General features: G+C 46.3%; 15 protein-coding genes. 7 read left to right on the forward strand and 8 right to left on the reverse strand.

All coding sequences use genetic code 11. The features are described from left to right. The first annotated feature begins 91 nt into the window (after nucleotides 1–91). The 4 genes from yicI (at nucleotide 92) to bcbE (ending at nucleotide 8007) form a co-directional block, all read left to right on the forward strand. Nucleotides 92–2410, forward strand: coding sequence for an alpha-xylosidase (gene yicI, locus P5G61_RS07245; protein WP_301245829.1), 2319 nt, complete (start codon nucleotides 92–94; stop codon nucleotides 2408–2410). Between the two features lie 171 nt (nucleotides 2411–2581). After that, the gene (locus P5G61_RS07250; RefSeq protein ID WP_301245832.1) at nucleotides 2582–3598 is read left to right on the forward strand and encodes a phosphotransferase; all 1017 of its coding nucleotides are present in this window, start codon (nucleotides 2582–2584) and stop codon (nucleotides 3596–3598) included. 15 nt (nucleotides 3599–3613) lie between these two features. Next, complete coding sequence (locus P5G61_RS07255) at nucleotides 3614–6526, forward strand: glycoside hydrolase family 3 C-terminal domain-containing protein (RefSeq protein ID WP_301245834.1); 2913 nt, start codon at nucleotides 3614–3616, stop codon at nucleotides 6524–6526. A gap of 179 nt (nucleotides 6527–6705) precedes the next feature. Next, the gene (gene bcbE, locus P5G61_RS07260) at nucleotides 6706–8007 is read left to right on the forward strand and encodes a bacillibactin exporter BcbE (RefSeq protein ID WP_301245836.1); all 1302 of its coding nucleotides are present in this window, start codon (nucleotides 6706–6708) and stop codon (nucleotides 8005–8007) included. Between the two features lie 102 nt (nucleotides 8008–8109). On the opposite strand, the gene P5G61_RS07265 is transcribed toward bcbE, so the two are convergent. Beyond that, nucleotides 8110–9429 carry an MFS transporter gene (locus P5G61_RS07265; RefSeq protein WP_301245838.1) on the reverse strand — a complete coding sequence of 440 codons (1320 nt, stop codon included), beginning with the start codon at nucleotides 9427–9429 and terminating at the stop codon, nucleotides 8110–8112. 31 nt (nucleotides 9430–9460) lie between these two features. Further along, on the reverse strand, nucleotides 9461–9889 hold the full coding sequence (locus P5G61_RS07270; protein ID WP_079347093.1) for a MarR family winged helix-turn-helix transcriptional regulator: 429 nt from the start codon (nucleotides 9887–9889) through the stop codon (nucleotides 9461–9463). 299 nt (nucleotides 9890–10188) lie between these two features. Between P5G61_RS07270 and P5G61_RS07275 the strand changes: the two genes are divergently transcribed. Next, nucleotides 10189–10662, forward strand: a complete 474-nt coding sequence (locus P5G61_RS07275; RefSeq protein WP_301245840.1) for an RbsD/FucU family protein — start codon at nucleotides 10189–10191, stop codon at nucleotides 10660–10662. A gap of 9 nt (nucleotides 10663–10671) precedes the next feature. Here P5G61_RS07275 and P5G61_RS07280 read toward each other — a convergent pair whose 3' ends face one another. From P5G61_RS07280 to P5G61_RS07295, 4 genes are read right to left on the reverse strand one after another with little or no spacing between them, the layout of a single operon-like run. Beyond that, complete coding sequence (locus tag P5G61_RS07280; protein ID WP_301245842.1) at nucleotides 10672–11790, reverse strand: GerAB/ArcD/ProY family transporter; 1119 nt, start codon at nucleotides 11788–11790, stop codon at nucleotides 10672–10674. Between the two features lie 14 nt (nucleotides 11791–11804). Then, nucleotides 11805–12011, reverse strand: coding sequence for a hypothetical protein (locus P5G61_RS07285; protein WP_301245844.1), 207 nt, complete (start codon nucleotides 12009–12011; stop codon nucleotides 11805–11807). 42 nt (nucleotides 12012–12053) lie between these two features. Continuing rightward, nucleotides 12054–13205: a Ger(x)C family spore germination protein gene (locus P5G61_RS07290; RefSeq protein WP_301245846.1), complete on the reverse strand. Its 1152-nt coding sequence runs from the start codon at nucleotides 13203–13205 to the stop codon at nucleotides 12054–12056. Continuing rightward, a complete protein-coding gene (locus P5G61_RS07295; protein WP_301245848.1) occupies nucleotides 13202–14647 on the reverse strand; it encodes a spore germination protein in 1446 nt (481 codons plus the stop codon). Before P5G61_RS07295 ends, P5G61_RS07290 begins: the two co-directional genes overlap by 4 nt. Nucleotides 14648–14856: 209 nt before the next feature. Here P5G61_RS07295 and P5G61_RS07300 point away from each other — a divergent pair, with 209 nt between their 5' ends. Next, nucleotides 14857–15354: a GNAT family N-acetyltransferase gene (locus P5G61_RS07300; RefSeq protein ID WP_301245850.1), complete on the forward strand. Its 498-nt coding sequence runs from the start codon at nucleotides 14857–14859 to the stop codon at nucleotides 15352–15354. Nucleotides 15355–15405: 51 nt separating this feature from the next. Continuing rightward, nucleotides 15406–16026: a TraX family protein gene (locus tag P5G61_RS07305; RefSeq protein ID WP_301245852.1), complete on the forward strand. Its 621-nt coding sequence runs from the start codon at nucleotides 15406–15408 to the stop codon at nucleotides 16024–16026. Between the two features lie 121 nt (nucleotides 16027–16147). On the opposite strand, the gene P5G61_RS07310 is transcribed toward P5G61_RS07305, so the two are convergent. Both P5G61_RS07310 and P5G61_RS07315 read right to left on the reverse strand, forming a co-directional pair. Then, nucleotides 16148–19855, reverse strand: a complete 3708-nt coding sequence (locus tag P5G61_RS07310; RefSeq protein ID WP_301245854.1) for a non-ribosomal peptide synthetase family protein — start codon at nucleotides 19853–19855, stop codon at nucleotides 16148–16150. Nucleotides 19856–19900: 45 nt separating this feature from the next. Then, on the reverse strand, nucleotides 19901–21643 hold the full coding sequence (locus tag P5G61_RS07315; RefSeq protein ID WP_301246003.1) for a methyl-accepting chemotaxis protein: 1743 nt from the start codon (nucleotides 21641–21643) through the stop codon (nucleotides 19901–19903). Between the last annotated feature and the right edge of the window lie 166 nt (nucleotides 21644–21809).

Below are 21809 nucleotides of genomic sequence, written 5' to 3' on the forward strand. Positions count from 1 at the left end.
TCAAAATCGTGATATATTTGGTCAAAATATGAGAAGAAATTCGTTATTAATGTCAATATTATTATAGTATAACCGAAGGGGGAAAGAAAACATGAAATTTACTGATGGATTCTGGATGACTCGTGAAGGGTACCACATTCAAAACCCGACTGACATTCGTGATATTGTGCAAAAAGAGGATTCTTTGACCGTATATGCGGCAACTAAATATATTCGCACCAAAGGCGACACGTTGAACGGTACATTGCTTAAAGCAACGTACAGCTCCCCTATGCCTAACGTTATTCGTGTAACCTTGAATCATCATAAGGGCGGAGTGAATAAGGGGCCTGAATTTGAGCTTAAACATCAAGATGTGAACGTTAACATTTCGAAGAATGAACAAGGCGCTGTTTTGAAAAGCGGCAAGCTGGAAGTTCAAATCGACAAAACGAATGGTTGGGACGTCAGCTTCCTGTATGAAGGAAAACGAATTACAGGTAGCGGCCAAAGAGCCGCTGGTTATATTACAGGTCCGAGTAAGGAAGCATACTTCCGCGAGCAGCTTGATCTCGGCATTGGTGAATACGTTTACGGACTTGGCGAGCGCTTCACGCCTTTTGTTAAGAATGGCCAAGTCGTTGACACCTGGAATGAGGACGGCGGTACAAGCAGCGAGCAGTCCTATAAGAACATTCCTTTCTATTTGTCCAATAAAGGTTATGGCGTATTTGTAAACCATCCTGAACGTGTATCGTATGAGATTGCATCTGAGAATGTATCTAAAGTGCAGTTCAGCGTAGAAGGAGAGACGTTGGAGTACTTCATTATCGGCGGTGACAATCCAAAGGATGTGCTTGATAATTATACCCAATTAACAGGTAAACCAGCGCTTCCACCGGCATGGACATTTGGTCTGTGGCTGACAACATCATTCACAACGGATTATGATGAAGCAACGGTTAACCATTTTGTAGATGGCATGGCTGAACGTGATCTTCCGCTTTCTGTATTCCATTTTGACTGCTTCTGGATGAAGGAATACCAATGGTCTGATTTCGTATGGGATGAAGCAATGTTCCCAGATCCGGAAGGCATGCTTGCACGTCTGAAAGAAAAGGGTCTTAAAATATGTGCTTGGATCAACCCTTATATTGCTGAAAAATCCTATTTGTTCGATGAAGGCATGGAGAACGGTTATCTGGTCAAAACAGCAGATGGAAGCGTATGGCAATGGGATATGTGGCAAGCAGGTATGGCTCTAGTTGATTTCACGAATCCGGATGCTGTGAATTGGTATAAGAGTAAGCTGGAAGTCCTGCTTGATCAAGGTGTAGACTCCTTCAAGACAGACTTCGGTGAAAGAATTCCGACAGATGTCGTGTACTTCGATGGCTCTGATCCGGTTAAAATGCACAACTATTATACACAGCTCTATAACAAAGCTGTCTTTGAATTGCTCGAAGACAAGATTGGCAAAAACGAAGCGGCCCTGTTTGCACGCTCTGCAACAGCAGGTGGGCAACAATTCCCGGTTCACTGGGGCGGAGACTGCTCTTCTACTTATGAATCCATGGCTGAATCACTTCGAGGCGGCCTCTCGCTTGGACTTTCCGGTTTCGGATTCTGGAGCCATGATATCAGCGGTTTTGAAAGTACAGCGACCCCTGACGTATACAAACGCTGGGTACAATTCGGACTTTTGTCTTCTCACAGCCGTCTACACGGAAGTACTTCGTATCGTGTGCCTTGGCTGTTTGATGAGGAGTCCGTGGACGTTGTTCGCGACTTTACCAAACTCAAAATCAGTCTGATGCCGTACCTTTACAATTCTGCGGTGGAGTCGACGGTAAGAGGTATTCCGATGATGCGCGCTATGCTGCTGGATTTCCCAGAGGATCCAACAACTTATAGCCTGGATACACAATACATGTTCGGCGATTCCATTCTGGTTGCGCCAATCTTCAATAAGGAAGGCGATGTGCGTTATTACCTGCCTGAAGGAACTTGGACAAACTATCTGACTGGAGCTAAAGTACAAGGTGGACGCTGGATCAGTGAAAACCATGATTTCAAAACACTGCCAATGATGATCAAGCCAAACAGCCTGATCGCGGTTGGTGCTGTGGATAACAAACCGGATTATGACTTTGCAAATGATGTAAGCCTTCATTTGTTCGAATTGGCTGACGGCAACTCCGCTCAAGCGGTTGTGGTGAACCAAAGTGCTGAGCAGGAGCTGGTCGTTAACGTATCTCGTAACGGCTCTGTTCTGGAAGTTCGTGCTGAAGGTGCAGGCAAACCATGGAATATCGTGCTGCGTGGCATTGATCGAGTATCCGGCGTAGAGGGTGGTTCCCAAGCGTCTGGTGCAAATGGTGTTGTCGTTACGGCTGCAGCAGGTGCAAGCTCGCTTACCATTCAACTGTAATGTTTATTGCATAAACAAAAGGGCGGTACCGCAAGGTGCCGTCTGTTTGTTTACTGTCATGCGGTGGAAGTAGGGTTCTAGTAAGGTTGTTCTGTCATCGAAGTGGCAAATGTAAATACTCCTTAGTTCAATTTATACAGCGACAGATAAAGATAGGGGATTATATCTCAAATGAGTACAACGAAGTCAGGTTTACATCAAACCATTAGAGCAGAGATGCTGCATCGGTTAGTAAAGAACACTTTTGGAACCGCTACCATTGTGAAGGATTTTGTACTTTTGCAGGGTGGGCTTTTTAATACAACGTATCGTATTCAGCTAGAACATGCATCGTATACGGATGTGATTTTGCGTTTGGCACCAGAGCGGGGAGATATGCCGTCCGGTTCAGCAAGTGATCCGCTATTCTCGTTTGAGCGCTCGATGATGTCTGCTGAACCTGTTGTTTATGAATATTACCGTAAGGCAGGCATTCCTGCTCCAAATATTATCGTCTGTGATGACAGCGGATCGGTCATTCCTAGAACCTACATGTTTATGGAGTTTATCCCTAGTAAGCAGCTGGACCACCCATCGATTTCGGTGGCCGACAAAGAACGATTGTATCATCAACTCGGCGTTTATACCGCTGCCATACATCAGATTGAGGGTACAGCGTTTGGCTGGCCGCAAGGCGATGGTACGATTAAAGGCTCGGATCAATGGTCCGAGGTGCTGCACTCTTTTGCTCAGGAAACGGCTCTTAAAGCAGCCCAAGTCGGGTATATGCCAGGTGTGGGGGAAGAGGTTGCAGAGATGTTCATTAAGAATAAGGATTTATTTGATCAGGTAACTGTTCCAGTTCTTGTTCATAACGATCTGTGGGAAGCCAACGTGCTTGTTCATGAGAAAAATGGTGAGTTAACCATTGTTGCCATCATTGATGGGGATCGTTCCATGTTTGCGGACAGGGCGTTTGAAGCTATTTTATCGACTGAATCATCAACTGCTTTTCATAAAGGTTATGGTCAACCACAGGATATGTCCGATGAGGGACAGGCCCGCCTTCTTGCTTACCGAATACTGTCCTCTTACTTTAACGCATATGTCCATGAACATCAGGTGGATCAGTCTGAGGCAGGAAAGAAGTACTGCGAACGAACACGGTATCTATTGGAACAATGGAAGCAACTCAAAATTAACGAATAATTAGGAGGGTTAAGTATGAATGAATATCATGAATATCCGATGTGGGACGCAACATTGCCATTGGAAGAACGATTAAATGACTTGATTGCGCGTCTGACAACGGAGGAGAAAATTCGATTAATTCCTACCCGTGAAGCAGCAGTGCCCCGATTGGGAATCCCCGGCTACAATGTGGGAGGTGAAGCAGCTCACGGGGTTGCCTGGATTGGGGAGGCTACCGTTTTCCCGCAACCGCTTGGTTTGTCGAGCACCTGGAATACCAAGCTCATGCGTGAAATTGGGTCTGTCATCGGAGATGAAGCCAGAGCATACCATCATCGTGCACCCGAGCGTCACGGCTTGACCTTATGGGCGCCTACCATCGATCTGGAACGGGATCCGCGTTGGGGAAGAACGGAAGAAGGCTACGGTGAAGACCCTGTATTGACGGGCGAAATGTCGGCAGCTCTTGTGAAAGGCATGCAGGGTCATCATTCATTCTATTTAAAAATGGTAGCGACGCTGAAGCACTTTTTTGCCAACAATAATGAGAAGGATCGGTTGAATTGTTCATCAAGCATCGATCCACGGAACTTGCGTGAATATTATTTAAAAGCATTCGAGACGCCTTTCGTAGAAGGCGGAGCCTTGTCGATGATGACAGCGTACAACTCTATCAACGGCACACCAGCCATTGAAAGTCCCTATGTAAATGATGTAGTCAAGGGTGAATGGGCCATGCCAGGTTTTATCGTGTGTGATGGGGGTGACTTGTCCCAGACGGTCAATTATCACGGTTATCATGCCTCGCATGCGGATTCAGCTGCAGGCGCCTTAAAAGCAGGCGTGGACTGTCTGACGGACGAGGTCGACTTGGTCGTATCTGCCTTGGAAGAGGCACTTGAGCGGAACTTGCTGGAGGTTGAGGATCTTGACCGGGCCATTCGCAATATTTTTGGCGTACGTATGCGACTGGGACAGCTGGATCAGACGGGTCTTAATCCTTATGCTTCAATATCGGAATCTGTATTGTGTGCGCCTGAACATGCCAAATTAAGCTATAGAGCGGCAGCGGAGTCAATCGTTTTGCTCAAAAATGATGGACTGCTTCCGCTCCAACCGGAGGGATTGCAGAAGGTTAGCGTAATCGGACCTCTTGCGGATGTGGTCTATACCGATTGGTACAGCGGCACACTGCCTTATCGTGTTACCGTTCTGGAAGGATTGCGCAAGCAGCTTGCCGGTGCAGAAGTATACTTTACAGACGGAAATGATCGCATCAGCCTCAAGACGGTCGATGGAAAGATAGTAACACTCGATGCTGAAGGAAAACTTGTGGCCGTGCCAGAGGGAAGTGCAGAGACAGCTGAGTTTACCCATCAAGACTGGGGCTGGGGAAGTCACACACTGCGCAGTCTGAAGAATAATCGATATGTTACGTTAACCGAACAGGGTATTTATCAGGCGAGTGCACCGGAGATTGGTGGCTGGTTTGTCAAGGAAGTGGTGCAGATTGATTCACAAGCAGATGGAAGCAATACGTTGCGTACGTGGAACGGATTGCCGCTTGGGCTGAATGAGCATCAGGGCCAGTGGGTTCTGTCCCCAACGCTGGAACAAACAGATAAAGAATTGAGTTCATCTGGTCATCCAGAAGCTATAGTGGAAACGCAGCAACCTGCTTTGTTCAAGCTAGACGTTGTTGCTAACGGAATAGAGCAGGCGAAAGAAGCTGCGCAGAATAGTGACGTTTCTGTTGTTGTTGTCGGCAATAGTCCATATATTAACGGCAAAGAGGAAATTGATCGTCCAAGTCTGCTGCTTCCGCCCGATCAGGTTCGGCTGGTGAAGGAAGTCTGCCAAGTGAACCCGAATACGGTCGTCGTCATTGTGGGCAGTTATCCATTTGCACTGCAAGATTTGAAAGATGTAGCTCCGGCAATCGTATATTTAACGCATGCTGGTCAGGAATTGGGAAATGCAGTTACTGATGTTTTGCTTGGAAATTATGCTCCTGCTGGCAGACTGAACATGACATGGTATGAGGATGAATCGCAGCTTCCTGACATCATGGATTATGACATTATTCATAACGGTACAACTTATATGTATCATGAAGGTCCAGTTTTGTATCCTTTTGGTCATGGATTGACCTATTCGGAATTTGAGTATAGAGCGATTCGAGTACAGCGGGCGCAGGGGTCTTCTGGAGACGATGTACTGAAGATTGAAATACAGGTGGAGAACAAAGGGGAACGCGACAGCGATGAGGTGGTGCAGCTGTACGGGCACGCCCAAACTTCACGGGTGAAGCGCCCGCAAAGTCAGTTGATCGGCTTCCGGCGGATTCATCTTGCCTCAGGCGCATTGGAAGATCTTTCTTTTGAAATTCCTGTTCAGAAATTGGCTTTCTGGGATGTCACTCGTGACAGATATTGTCTTGAAACCGCAACATGGTCAATCATGGCTGGACGTTCCTCGGCAAATATTCGTCAAACGGCAGAGATCCACATTGAGGGTGAAACTATTCCTGCACGCGCGCTTAATCTGCCTACGTTTGCGGAAAATTACGATGCATATGCAGGCGTGCTATTGGATGAATGTCTGGAAGGACGATCAGCTGTCCGTGCCATTGCTTCAGGCGAACCGCTGTATCGTGAGGGAGACCTCTCCTGGATTTCATTCCACGATAATGCTTTCCGGCAAGCTAACGGATTTGAGGGTCGGGTGGCAGCCTTCGGAGAAGGTGGCGAATTGGAGATTCGAGCGGAAGGTCCGAAAGGCCCGCTGCTCGGCACTTGTGTCGTTCCAGGTTCCGCAGGGACTGTAAACGAGAAGAATCTTCAATGGAGCAACGTCCGTTGTGCACTTGAGACAGAGCGTGAGCTAGATCAGCTCTGCATCGTTTTCAAGGGCGGTGCAGCCCTTCAGCAATTTGTACTGAATTAGATTTTCATTTGTAAACCTACATGATGTATAGCAAAAAGGCTGTCATGTCACTGATTTCAGTGAGACAGCTTTTTTGCGTTGTTATCCAAAGTGATCTTTTTTACATAAGCCGTATATTCAACTGCAGAACAACCCACAATAACGTTGTTGTTTTCTGATTCTGTAAAGGTGGTTGAGGTATGAACGATAAAAAGTGGGATCTCGTCGCACTCGCTTCCATCCCGGTCATTATGACACTGGGCAACTCCATGCTGATCCCCATCCTTCCGCAGATTGAGCGTGAATTGAAAGTGTCCTCATTCAAGGTCAGCATGTTAATTACGGTTTATGCGGTCGTCGCGATCCTGCTCATTCCACTTGCAGGATATCTGTCGGATCGCTTCGGCAGGAAAGCCGTCATTATTCCCAGTCTCATCATTGCAGCCGCAGGAGGTGCGGTGGCAGGAGGAGCAGCCTGGATGCTGAATGGAAATGCGGCATACTGGACCATTCTCGGTGGCAGACTTTTGCAAGGGATAGGGGCAGCAGGGGCTTTCCCGATTGTCATTCCATTGGTTGGAGATATGTTCGATGATGAAAACGAAGTGAGTAAAAACCTTGGGATTATTGAAACCTCGAATACCTTTGGCAAGGTACTAAGTCCGATTTTGGGTGCAGCTCTCGCTGTCTGGATTTGGTATTTGCCTTTTATGGCTATTCCGGTACTCTGTTTGCTTTCATTGGTCTTGGTTATTTTCCTGGTGAAAACACCCAAGAGGAAGGAAGAACCACAGAGCTTTCCCGAATTTGTTTCTTCCATCCGCAGTGTGCTGAAAGAAAAGGGGCGCTGGCTGTATGCGATTTTTGCCATCGGCGGAATTTGCATGTTTGTTCTCTTTGGCGTGCTCTTTTATCTGTCGGAGACATTGGAATCGGAGTTCAAATTAAAAGGTGTAGTTAAGGGGCTTGTGCTTGCCATACCGCTGGCAGCCTTGTGTCTGGCATCTTTCTTTGCTGGAAAGTGGATTGGGAAGAACAAGACACGGATGAAATGGCTCGGGTTTATCGGACTTGCTGTTTTAACGGTATCTCTTGGCGTGATCGGGCTTTTTGACAACATTTATGTCGTTGTCGGTTTGTTTACCCTTGGCGGAGCAGGAATAGGTGCTACCCTGCCATGTCTGGATGCTATGGTTACTGAAGGGGTGGACAAGGAACAGCGCGGTACCATCACGGCGTTGTTCAGCAGCATGCGATTTATCGGCGTGTCACTCGGACCTCCAATTGTGTCACTGTTAATCGGGTCCCACCATTTTATTCTGTTTGGTATTCTCGCCGCGTCCGGGGCGGTGGGAGGCTTGCTTACGTTATTGGCAGTCAAGCCAGATAAGGGAAATCAGCCTACATCAGGCGGTGGCCAAAATCATCATGAACCTGATTATGATGATGTGAAACAGCCAAATGGGTATGTGCCAGGACGTAGAAAGAAAAGTCCACTCTGATTAATTACTATAAAAAAACGCGTTTACTCTGGGGGAAGTATGGTTCCCTTACAGAGTAGACGCGTTCTAATGAATTGAAGTACAGCAGTGTAATTGCATCAGTTATTTTTTTCGTTGAGTAGATGTGTCATTTTCACTTGCAGTTTCGGTATGCTCAGGTCGTTCGGAGTCCTGCCCAGCAATATGTGTATGACTCAATAGCGGATGGACAGGAACTGCAAAACCTTCACTTCGTTTTCCTTGAATCAGGTAGATCAGGAGAAATAGGATCATAAATATAATGGAATAACGATACATATCGGTATAACTGGTTATGGAAGCAATAGCGCCCAGCAGAAGTGCTCCCATAGCAATCCCTAAATCCAGCGTATTCAGAAACATGCCGTTAGCCATACCGCGCTGTGATGGAGAGACAATCTGGATCATCCAGGTCTGCATGGAGGACTGGATGGAACCATATCCGATCCCGTATAAAAATGCAGCAACAAACAAGATAGGCATAGAAGTAGCATATGAGAGAGTAATCAGTCCAGCAGCAATGAATATCGCTCCGGGAATCAGTAACGCTTTTGGACCTTTACTGTCATAGATCCGTCCTGCAAATGGTCTGACCAGCAGGACAGCGAGAGCATTAAACAAAAAGAACAGTGCAGGGTTAGCCAGGTTGGCTTCCTTTCCGTACAACACGATGAATCCAACAAGTCCGCCATATGTGATGGACAGCAAACAATTCAGTACACTTGGCAGAATCAGTTTGCGGTTGAAGGGCGTCTTTACCTTGGTGCCTGATATTGCAGCTGTTACAGCCGGTGGAGTCGGTACCACCTCGTCATTGACCTGCCTAGCTTTTTTGCGTGTCAGTGAATAGCTGAGTGGATAGATAACCACTATAACCCCCGCCGTACATAACATGAGTGTCACGAACCCAGCGCCCTGCAGCACGGTGACCCCAATAATGGGACCCATGGACATGGCTAAACTTGTGGACAGGCCGAAATAGCCCATACCTTCACCCATCCGTTTCACAGGCACAATATCCGATGCCATCGTCGGGAAAGCCGTGCTACTCATGCCAAATCCGACACCGAACACCATACGCAGCAATAACAGGACAGCAATCCCGGCAGCAAAATAATATCCAAGTGTCGCAAGCAAGGCAACGGTCAAGCCAATATATATCATGGCATTACGAAGCCCCTTTTCCAATGCTTTGGCTGAATAGAGCCGGGCAGCAATGGCGCTAAGGGCAAAGAGACAGGTGAAAAGGCTAACTTCAAAGGCATTGGCGTGAAAACGGTCCTGCACATAGGAAGGCAGTGGAGATACAATCATGTGAAGTTGCAGAAAGAGTAGAAAGTTACATAACATGAGCAGGATAAAATCGGTGGTCCACAGTTTGACTTGCGATGATTGTGATTTCATTTTTTGTTCATTCCCCCTGGTGTAAAATTCGTTACAGGTTGCTGTTCATGAGGGAAAGAGTATGTCTAAATGCTTCCATCTGGTCTTCGGGAATACCTTCAGTAAGATTTTTATTCATTTCTCTTTCGAGCGGAACAAGCTGGTCAAGCAATCGTTTTCCTTCTTCGGTCAAGTAGAGCAGGTAGGCTCTGCGATCCTGTTCGCTGGTCCGGCGATCGACCCAGCCTTTCTTTTCCAACAGATCAATAATTCGGGCAGTGGTGGGCTGGTCCTTATATACGCGCGTCGCAACTTCCTTCTGATTCACGCCTTCGCCTTTACCGATGTTGAACAGAACGGAAAATTGCTCTGTCGTAATATCATAGGGTTTAAATCGTATGGCTAGTAAAGCCGACGCTTTGCGGTGTGTCATGCCCAGCATGAATCCAATGGATTGATCGAGTGAGTAGTCGGTCCCCATAAAATCCTCTCTTTCTTTAAACAAAATAGTCTCAATTCATTTACTTGTTATAACAACTATATGCTAAACAATTAATTTTGTCAAAACGGATTTTTTGAACACCAGCCCTGATAAAACCCTTTTTATTTAAAATTGACAGTGGATTAAAGTTTTGATGCGAAGATTGAAATATGCAAACGTTGGAAAATACTGATAAAATGGAAGTGCCGCTGTATTGCGGTAATTGGACTACATGATGGTGAGGTTACGAAGACGAATCTGCTCCAGCTACATATGGAGATGACTGAGGAGAGCTGAGTATGCTGAAGAACATTCCCGCAATAATACCTCCGGAACTGCTGAAAATCATGTCTGAAATGGGTCATGGAGACGAGCTGGTACTGGCTGATGGTAACTTCCCCGCAGCCAGTCATGCTCAGCGGCTGATTCGCTGTGATGCGCTGGGTACGGTCGAATTACTCGATGCCATTTTAAGTTTGTATCCGCTGGATACGTACGCTGAGCGGCCGGCAGCCGTAATGCAGGTCGTCAAGGGGGATCAGGTGGTGCCTATGATATGGGAAGATTATCGCAGGCTGATCCTGGACCATGAGGGCATCACGGATGCCTTTGATCATGAAGAGCGTTTCGCGTTTTATGAAAGGGCTTCCCGCGCCTATGTAATTATTGCAACTGGAGAACGTGCGCAGTATGCCAATTTGATTTTGAAAAAAGGAGTCATTTTTCCGGATACCGATCCTTTTCCGCAATCAAAAAAAGTGGAATTAAACTGAATTTAGAGTTCAAGGCGACGAAGGGGCAGAGGCCTCGCTCGCCTTTTTGTTTTTCCCAGAACGCAGCCAGTAAACAATAACATATAGTATAGGCATACACTCGATAAGTACGGCATAGGTAGCGATGGCGTACGAACGAATGGCTAATTCATAGGAAGATGCGTCTTTTGCATATTGAAGCACATAAGAAGCAGCCGTTCCCGCGAGCAGATAGACTACCGTTCTATCCTTTCGAACTCCAGTAAGTTTGGCAAGACAAAGCGAGGCTGCGTATAACAGAAACGAGCTGCGAGTAAACATGGTCGTAGACCAAATAGCAATCAGGAAAGGGTCCAGGTTATCCAGAAAATCGCCGTAACGGGCAAAACGTATCATTTCCAGCAAAGGGTAGCGAAGGCTGCTGGTTACATAAGGTCCAAAATTCATTAAAGTAAACATCCAGAATACGATAATGAATAATGCAAGTGTAGAGCCTGCAAACAACATACTTCGTAGAAGCGGCCGCCTGAAAGCGATGGCAGGGGCAAGAAACAGGAACATCATCCATTCGGAAAACCAGGGCATGGTTGAAAAGGAGCCCGTGAAAATTTCTTTCAGATCATGATGAGTGAGCATGGCAAGCAGTACATCCGGATTCCCCCCGCTTGTTACAGCAGGCATGAGAAAAGTAGACGTAAAGATTTGTACCAAAAATATGCCTTCTGATAAATAGACAATGGTAATCAAACCTGAGCGCGCGGAGAGGCTGATACATAAAATGGTTACGGTTGCTGTCAGCCATATAGGTGTCTCAGGTAAGTACATGGATTGCAGGAAAACGATGAAATTCTCTACGTCAACGGATATCAAATACAGGCACAGTAACACAATGAGACCGAGGAACAGCTTGTGAATGACCTTGCCCACAATTTCTTCACCAAAATCAACCCACGGTCGATCCGGGTGAACTGCTCCCAATCTGTATGTGAAGAAGAGAAGAATCAGACTGATCGCAAACCCGCCAAGGATGGATATCCACCCTTGATAACCGCTCATTTTGAACAAGCGCTGCAGGAGGAAAGCTATGGGTTCAGAATACAGGTAGACAAACATAAAACGGTACGCTTGTCCGGCAGACAATTTGATCATGGCGTACTCCTTTCTCAGCCAAATAAGCGGTCTGCCCAACCAAAGAGCAGCCTGATGACATCATTGGGATTAGGCCAGCCCGGTACAGAGACAGCCAGGGTATTCCACAGAAGAAATAGGCCCAGCAGAACGAAATAGGCCCTTTTAATTCCCTTTTTGCTGGACTTGATCATGGGCCACTCGAGTATGTACAGTACGGCAAACAAAACAACAGCAATCATTGGTTTACCTCCTAAAGTGGCTTGACACTTTCAATTGTCCTATCAGTAGCTGGATTCCGATCCTACGAACTGGATGTTGATTTTGGCATGCACGTTAAACTGCAAATCGTTTTTGACATAATCATTCCAAACGGGACGCAACTGTTCCCAGATGCGAGGATAGGCCCATTCCAGACGATAACCAAGCATCAGAATATCAGCTTTTTTTCGTTGTCCGGCTTTTATTGCATTTGTTAAATAGGCACTCGCCTTTTCATTGGCCTTTTGCTGTATTTGTTTAACGCCCACAACATCCTTGACCTTGAGAACGGGGATCACGGAATTCAGTTCTGCCTCACCCTTTAAAGTGATGTCAAAAAAAGGTTTTCCATTTACAAGTTTGACCTTGATTTTGGAATTCATATTATAGACGGTCATACTCGCTTTCTCGTCATCGGTTTCCACGGAGACGGACAAAGTATCCAATTTGCGATTGGCCCAGGCTACCGTTCTTGTTTCTTCGGGTGAGATCGAATCAACCATCTTCATCTGTTTGAAAAGAGCACCGCCCACCTGACTGGTCCATTGCTTTCGTTTGTTATCCTCACTTGCCATTGTGGTTGCTTTCGATTCCAGTAAGGGGGCGGCAAAGCCCTGATTCATTTTGTCAGCCATAAGTACACTGAGCATTTGTGTCTTTAACATATTTTCTTCAGTTGCAAATTCTCTTAACACATCACTGGGTGTTTCTTCGAAAACCGGGGTCAGATTAGCCACGTCTCGGGCTCTGCCCTTTGCAACCATGATGTAACTGCTAAGGTGGAACAAAGGTTCACGTGAAATCCATTCCATCGTATCTTGAATTCCTTCTCTGGCGTAAGCCTCACCGAATACCACTACCCGTGTGTGCCCCCATGAAAGCTTTCGTGTGAGATCTGTTTGGATTTTCTCCATCGCATCAGCGATGGTGGATGCGGAAGCCGAAACGAGAGCATATGGATTTTTTCCGGGTCCTCCGGTTCCTTCCGGAGTGAGACGGTTCGGTAGCGGCATACTTAGTGAAATGTCGATTTCACCCGGTTTTTCTCCTTTATCCACATACATGGTCGTAATAAACGTACGTTCATTTATCTCCACTTTGGACCAGCAGCCACTGCAAAGTAAAACGCATATCAAAACGACACTCAGTTTGGTTGTAATGATTAACGTTTTCATGTCTTTTGCCTTTTTTTATTCGCATCTTCGTAAGCTGTTGGACGCTGCTTCATCAGGAACCAGGGCACACGAACGATAGTATCTTTGATATCACGAAGTACGAGAGGAGCAAAGGGCTGCATGTAAGGAACGCCAAATGAGCGAAGACTGACCATATACCAATAGATCAGATAGATCGAGATCACGATGCCGAACAGACCCAGCGTTCCGCCCATAAACAGCACTGGAAAACGAAGCAGTCGGAAGGCCAGTCCGAGCTCGAAGTGCGGGATGATAAAGGCGGCAATACCTGTGATGGATACGACGATAACCAATGGTGCTGAGACAATTCCAGCCTGTACGGCCGCCTGACCAATCACAATCCCACCGATAATGGATACCGTCTGGCCCAGCGGCTTCGGAATACGAATTCCCGCTTCGCGCAAACCTTCAAAGGTCACTTCCATAATGAGCGCTTCAATCAGGGCGGGGAAGGGAATGTTTTCTCTGGCAGAAGCAATCGTAATCAGCAGGTTGGTCGGAATGATTTCCGGGTGAAAAGTAGTGACGGCGACATAAAAGGATGGCAGCAGGAAGGCTATAAAGGCAAACAACAGACGAATAAGCCGGATAAAGGAAGCAGAATAAAATCGTTGATAATAGTCTTCCGAAGACTGCATTAAAGAAAAAAAGGTTACGGGAATGAGCAGGGAAAACGGTGTTCCGTCCTGCATGACCCCGATCCGCCCTTCAACCAGTGCAGCCGCCACCGTATCCGGCCGTTCGGTATATTGATATTGCGGAAAAGGAGAGAGCGGATGATCCTCCAGGAATTCAGATAAATAACTCACGCCCAAGCTGCTGTCCATATCTATATTACCAAGGCTATCCAGCACGTTTTCCAAAATGTCCGGTTTGCATAACCCTTGAATATACACAACGAACACCTCGGTTTTGGTGTATTTACCAATGGTGAATTTGACCATTTTCAAATCAGGGTGTTTGATTTTGTGCCGAAGCAGAGACATATTCACATGAATATCTTCGATGAAGGCTTCCTGAGGCCCAACAATGACAACCTCGTTGCTTGATTCCGTTACGGATCGTCTTTGATAATTTTGAAGAGCGAAGTGGATCATGCCCGAAATGCCCTCGATATATAATGCTGCATTGCCTGAAACGATATCATCCACAATTGTTGCTGCTGAATTCGAGTGGTGGCTGTTAAGGGTGAAAAATGATCCGGTCACGACACGGGTAATGAATTGATGATCTATTTCATTTCGTGAGGCTTCCTCAAGCAGTGGTTTGACGATGGCTTCCCGCATGGTAGGGGTATCCACAATGGACTGAATATAGATGAGTTCACAATGGAAAGGTCCGATTTGAAAAGGCTGATAGATTATGTCGGCAACACCCAACAGATTAGCCTTAACCTGCTCATAGATATTGTCTTTTTCCATTTCAGTTTCGCCTCCCTATGCTGTAATCCTGAGTCTCTAATCTGACTATAGTGTGCGACGCTTCCAATGAAATATACTTTTAAGTTTGGATTATCGAAATATATTACAAACTTTGATGCAGATGATGAATGGGGAAAGCGTCAAATTGGGCTTAAAATAAGAGGGTGAATGAGGCGGGGAGACGTTTTTAAATAAGGAGTTGAGGGAAGATGACGTATCGGATTAGACGTGCTGAGCTTGGAGATGTTAATAAAGTGGCACAGCTGTTCAATGGGTATAGGATGTTTTACGATCAACTTACAGATCTGAACGGAGCGAATGAGTATATAAGAGAACGTATGGAACGCAATGAATCCGTTATTCTGATCGCAGAATTGGAAGTGAATACAGACAAGATAGAGGAAAGAAGCTTTACGGATAAGCCTATATCGAGCGAGTTGGGTGGATTTATACAGCTTTATCCAAGCTTTAGCTCGGTGTCCATGAGACCGATCTGGGTGCTTAATGATCTGTACGTACATGCGGATCATCGCCAGAGGGGAATTGCGCGTAAGCTACTGCAAGCTGTACGACGATTGGGAGATGAGAGTGGAACTGTGCGAATCGTGCTCTCTACAGCGATAAGCAACAAGAAGGCGCAGGCTTTATATGAGTCGGAAGGCTATACGCTGGATACCGATTTCATGTATTATGAACTTCATGTATAAGCAATTCATGGAGGCCCCTGAACTTCAGGGCAAGGGAGGGATTAGCTCAAAATGATGCAATGGATAGCGATGATTACGATGTTGATTGATCATATAGGAGCCGTCTTTTATCCGGAGGTAACCGAGCTGCGAATTATTGGTCGGATTGCTTTTCCAATCTATGCTTTTGCCGTGTATATCGGTTATAAACATACACGCAACGTACAAAAATACATATGGCGGTTGTTCTGGATTGCTGTTCTCTCGCAATTGCCGTTTATGGCTGCTTTTAATCATTTTTCGCTGAATGTGGTATGGACATTGTGGTCAGCCCTGCTTGTGTTGCTCGTACTCGATAAACTTCCGAACCGTATGCTGGGAATTCCGATTGTGCTCGGAGCAGGCTTGGTCATGGAGATGACCCATATGGATTACGGCATGTATGGCTTGCTGCTTGTATTGCTGTTCCGTTACTTCCAGGGACCCATTCTGGTCATGGCTCATGTGCTCTTGAATGTTCTGTATATTTTGCTGTACAGCAGCTCCGTTCAGATGTACAGCATAATGGCTACCGTTGGCATCGCAGTGGCCCAGTATTATAATGCAGGGTTCCGTCTGAAAGGTCCACGTTGGATTTGGCGTTATTTTTATCCTGTACATTTGGCGGTCATTGCCTTGATTCGCTGGATTTAAGAAGCTTTCTTGAAGAGAGAGCCTTCATGAAGAAAGAAGCCACCTCAACGTCATCACTGACGTTGGGTGGCTTCTTAATATTTTTTTAGTGGATGCACTACATGCATTCACAGTGTTGAATTTACTCCTTCGTTGAAGAAGTGCCAAATTGCGGTCGTACGGCCTTAGGAAAATAACCAATCTCAATGGCATGCTCTAACATTCTTGAGATGAAACGATCATCCGTTTTGGCACAAGTAATTCCGGCTGGTTCTACATAGGCGGTTGTTACAGGAGAAGCATACACGTATGCAGAATCCTTGGCACCGTCTCCTTCAAGCTGCGCGATTGCCAGTTGAAGCGCCTCAGGTTCCTTGCTGACACTGCCATCGAACAACCAGTTGGTGTACTCTGCAAAGGGCAGAGTCTGCACGTCATAGCCGGCCCGATTCACAGAACGAATCAGATCATCGTAGCTGATCGGCTCCGGATTACAGATATGGAATACCCGTCCTGCTGTGTCTTGGCGCAATGCCAGATGTACAATTGCCTGACTTGCATAGTCAATCGGCGTAAAATCAACCATCCAGTCGGCTGCTGGAGCCTTGCCCAGCAATAACATCGCTTTAATCATACGATAAAAGGCATTGCTATCGATGTTGGACTGGAAGCGTCCCGTTTCTGAATGACAGGTCAGATTACCTGCACGATAGATGCTCACAGGCACACCCTCTTCGGCAGCAATCATAAGCACTTTCTCGGCTTCAAGCTTGCTGTCCGAGTACAGGTTGTCCACATGCAAATCCGCAGGGAAGCGGTCATATTGCAATGAGGTCTCCCACTGTCCACTGAGTGCAAGGTCTTCCGGAATCCCCATCGTGGATACATGGTGGAAGGAAGCACCCGGCTTGCTGCGAATAAGATGGAGCAGTGCGATGGTTCCATCCACGTTGGTTTTGGCGAATTGTGCTGCATCACCGAAATGTCGTACATCAGCGGCACAGTGTATCACACGGTCAATTCGTTCTTGCACATAAGTCGTCTGCTCGGCAGAAAGACCAAGATTCGGTTGCTCCAGATCACCTTCGATAATCTCGACACGGGATGCGAGGAGAGGCAGTAATTCTGGCCCGAAGTAACCCTTCATGACGTTGCTCAGTCGATCCATCGCAGAGCTTCCATCTGCAGGGCGGCGAACAAGAGTATAGATGCGTGTATTCGAAGTTAGAATCAACTGCTGCAGCACATGGGAACCAAGATATCCGGTAGCCCCGGTCAAGAGCACATGCTCGGGATTCAGAATATCCGGGTAACCAATCTGGGATCTCAGCTCTACAGGATGTTCTGACAATTGGGTGATCACGCCCTCATGCACTGAGGAATGGGCTGTTACTTCTGTGACTTGAGCCAGCGTCTCCACGCGTTGTGCCAAAGCACGAATCGTCTTTTCGGCAAAAAAGTCAGCAATTTTCAGCTGCGGATAATGCGGCTTCAGAAGGACCAGCACATGGATGACCCGAAGGGAATCGCCACCAATGGCGAAGAAGCTGTCCTCCACACCAAAGTCATCGTGCTGAAGAATTTCTTTCCATGCTTCCATAATAATAGCTTCAGCTTCCGTCTCCGGAAGTACCCGATCAGGACGATCTTCATGACGCTCGACGTGAGGCAGAGATACCATCGCTTTGCGATTGATCTTTCCTGTCGGTGCGATCGGCATTTCGTCGAGCTGACATATCCATTTCGGTACAAAATAGGAAGGGAGCTTAACGGTTAGCTCGGCTTTGATGTCCGCAACGGAAAGTGTACTGCCATCTTTGGACGTAAAGTATCCTACGAGCATGTTTTGACCATCCGATTCCTTCTTGGGAATCACGGCGACATCCTGGACCTGATCCAGGCGAGCAAAATGATCCTCAATCTCCCCGATTTCAATCCGGTGACCCCGAATCTTTAATTGCGAGTCGCTGCGTCCGACATATTCCAGTAGTCCGCTATCGAGCAGTTTGGCTATATCACCAGACTTATAGATTTTCTCATCGATGGCAAAAGGATTATCAATGAATGCCTGCGCTGTGCGCTCCGGCTGGTTCAGATACCCTTGAGCCAGGGCAGGTGTCGCGATATATACCTCGCCAGGGACGCCTACCGGGCAGAGTTGCTGTTCTTCGTTGACGATATACACTTTATAGTTATGAATCGGTCTTCCGATTGGAATATTAACGACATTTTCAGGAACTTGCTCACTTATGCGATGGGTCGTTGTAGCTACTGTACATTCCGTGGGTCCATATACATTGACAATATCAATCTGGTTGCCAAACTTGCGTTGGAAGGCACGAACCTGCTCACCATAGAGAGCTTCTCCGGCCACGGTAATGATTTTGACTTTAGCCAGCTTGTGGAAGCCTTCATCTGACAGGAAGGAAGCCAGCTGGTTGAAAAAGATGGTTGGCAGTATCGTAATAATCGTTGTGCCTGTGCGCTCAATTGCACTCGCAAACTCTTCAACGGATACACGTTCCTCAGCCGATAACAGGTATAATTCTGCTCCGTAGAACAAGGCGCCAATCGTATCCCACACTGATGCGTCGAAGCTGTATGTAGCAAACTGGGTTAATACGTCACCTGGTTTAATATCGCAATCCCGCTGCACAACACTACCGAGATTGGCAACACCCCGATGGGCAATAAGTGCACCTTTGGGCTTGCCGGTAGATCCTGAAGTATAGATAATATACGCCAGATCATCTGGTTGAATATCCAGATTGGGGTTGCTTGCTGCAAATCCGGCAAGGCGTCCATCCACGGCCAGGATTTGGCGGACAGTAGTAATACCTGAGAATAACCTTGAAGCTTCAAGTAAAGAGGACTCTTTGGTCAGGACAAATGATGAAGCTGTATCTTCGACAATATAACTGTTGCGTTCTTGTGGATGCTCAGGGTCGACAGGAACGTATACTCCCCCAGCTTTGAGAATACCGAGCAAAGAAATAATCGTTTCCAGGCTCCGCTCCATAAAGATGCTGACAAATTCTCCTTTTTGCAATCCGTTGGATAACAGCACACGGGCAACCTGATTCGCACGTTCGTTCAGTTCTCTATACGTGTAACGGCCGGTTGGAGACGTAATTGCCGGTGATTCAGGATATTGGGCTGCTGTCGCTTCAAACCAGCCATGAATCGTCTGATGCTCCGGTTCGAGCACGGTGGTGTCATTCATTTCTCTATATAACAACCGGTCTGAAGCGGACAAAATGTCCACTGTACCGATTGCTTTGTCTTGATTTCGCAACATGGCGCGAAGCAGGGTCTGATAATACTCTGCATATCTTGTGACCGTGGATTCACTCAGAAGTGAACTGTCGTAGAACAGATCCAGCATGAGCATATCCTGATCATCACGAATATTCCAATTTAACAATTGAGGAGCCTGAGGCAACTGGACACGATTAAACATGAACAGGGTTTCCGGGTTTCCTCCTGTTTGGAGCGTATGATGGTGCTGAAGTTGATCTGAAATCTGACGTACCAGCTCACTGAAGGTTAACTTGCCTTGAATCTGCAATAACACATGGGAAGCTGCCTGGTCTGGAGCCAACGTGCCAATGGCAAGTTCCTGTTCTCCTGACAAACGGAATAATAATGCTGCATACGCAGTCAGTAAAACTGGATACACGTTTTCTGAGTTGAACCTCTGTTGGAGTTCCCGCCCCAGAGACTTTTCTAGTGGTATATGAGCAGACTCATAAGAGAAGATTTGTTGACGGCGCCCATAATCCAGTGGAATCTGAAGAACCGGCAGGCCAGATTCCATTGTGTGGGAAGACGATGATTGATTTTTGACCACTTCAGTTTTTCCTCCTTGGTTCAAACCGTTCAATTGTGGATTGAATTATAATTTGCTTACATTAAAATGAGAAATCAGTTCTTGCAGTTCCTCAGACATCGTGTTCAAACGGGTAGAAGAATCAACAAGTGTAATCAGAGATGCTTTTTGTTCATCAACGGATGAAGAGATGCGTTCACTGTTATCAGCTGTCTTACTCACGCTGGCAGACAAATCATCCGCAGTTGCTGTCATTTCTTCTGTACCTGCAGAGATTTCTTCAGTAGCGCTGGATACTTCCTGAATTTGATTCGATACTTTTTTGGCTGCTTCCAGAATTTCCTCGAACAATTGACCGGTTTGATCAGCTACACTGAGGCCGGTATCCACTTCGGAAGTACCCTGTTCCATCGCACGAACGGCTTGTCTGATTTCAGCTTGAATCTCTTGGATCAGTACTGCAACCTGGCTCGTGGATTGTTCGGATTGCTCAGCAAGCTTGCGTACTTCACCCGCTACAACTGCGAATCCTCTGCCTTCCTCACCAACACGTGCTGCTTCGATGGATGCATTCAACGCAAGCAGGTTCGTTTGGCTGGATATACCTGAGATGATATTCAGAATATCGCCAATTTCCTGAGAGCGGCTCTCCAGAACCTGAATGGCAGAAGCGGTATTTTTAACAGATTCCGTAATTAGATTCATCTGTTCGGACACCTGACGAACAACACTGTTTCCTAGTTGTGAACGGCGTTCCATCTCATAGGCTTCGTCAGCTACGCTGGCTGAACTGCTCGCAATAGTCTGAATGACAATAGCCATTTCGGACATTGCACGGGCACTATCTCGTGTTGCCTGTTCCTGTGCACGAATGTTGGATGTAATCTGTGTGACGTTGTTATTGATAGAATCAGCATTCTCACTGTTTCTCTCAGAGACTTCATACAATTCCTTGGCAGACTCATTGACTTCTTGTGAAGTAATTTGCACTTTGACGATAGTATCGTTAATCTTGCGAACCATGGTATTGAACTTTTCATTCACAATTCCAAGATCGTCTTTACCAGTTGGAATCTTGACATTCAAATTACCCCGACTTACGTCATCAATCCCTTTGATCAGGTGACGAATAGGGGAAAGCGTGTTTTTGACAACAAGATATTGGATAATCAGGAACAGCAGCAGGAAAGCTACCAGAATGATAATTCCGTTTTTAAGCAATTTGTTCAGTCCGGCCGGTACCGCTGATGCGTCTGCATCAACTGCAAAGTAGGAATAAATCTTGCCGTTACTATCCTTGATCGGATAAGCAATGGTGGTCCAGGTTCCGAAATCATCCGAATAAAATGTGGTGAATGTCGGGCGATCAGTATTCAACATTTCTTTGAGCGCATTTGCCACAACGACAGGCTGTTCATACATATCGCCAATCTTTACATTTTCACTCTGGAAGGCTTCCTTTAGATTAGTTGGCATGGCGACAAGGGAAGTTAACCGCTTGTTATCTCCACCGAGCTCAACGCCAAAGATGTAGGCTTGTGCAATGTTGGGATAATATTGCTGCATTTCATCGAAATAGGCGCGCAATTTGGTTTGTGTTTTTCCATCATAACTGCCTTCTGTGATAGCAGCCTGTACATCAGTGGAATCAATACCTTCTGCCCATTTTTTGGTGATTTGTTCTACTTGACCATGTAACTGATCTACAAGAATCGTTTTTTGAAAATAGTAGCTGCTGGCAATAAGCGCCACGCCGATAATGATAATGTTCGTAAATGATAGTAACAGATTTTTTGAGAAAAATGACATACTTTTCCAACTTAATGATTTCACTAAAGTCCACTCCTGATCTTCTTTGAATTAAAAACATATATTTTGGTTGCTTTTATGACGCCAATTACATCATTTCTTAATCCCCTCCAAAGGCATAATGTGCGACCATGGTCTTGGGTTTGTAGTCGCTATGTAGAGATAT

Source organism: Paenibacillus vandeheii, assembly GCF_030433635.1.
Taxonomy (GTDB): domain Bacteria; phylum Bacillota; class Bacilli; order Paenibacillales; family Paenibacillaceae; genus Paenibacillus; species Paenibacillus vandeheii.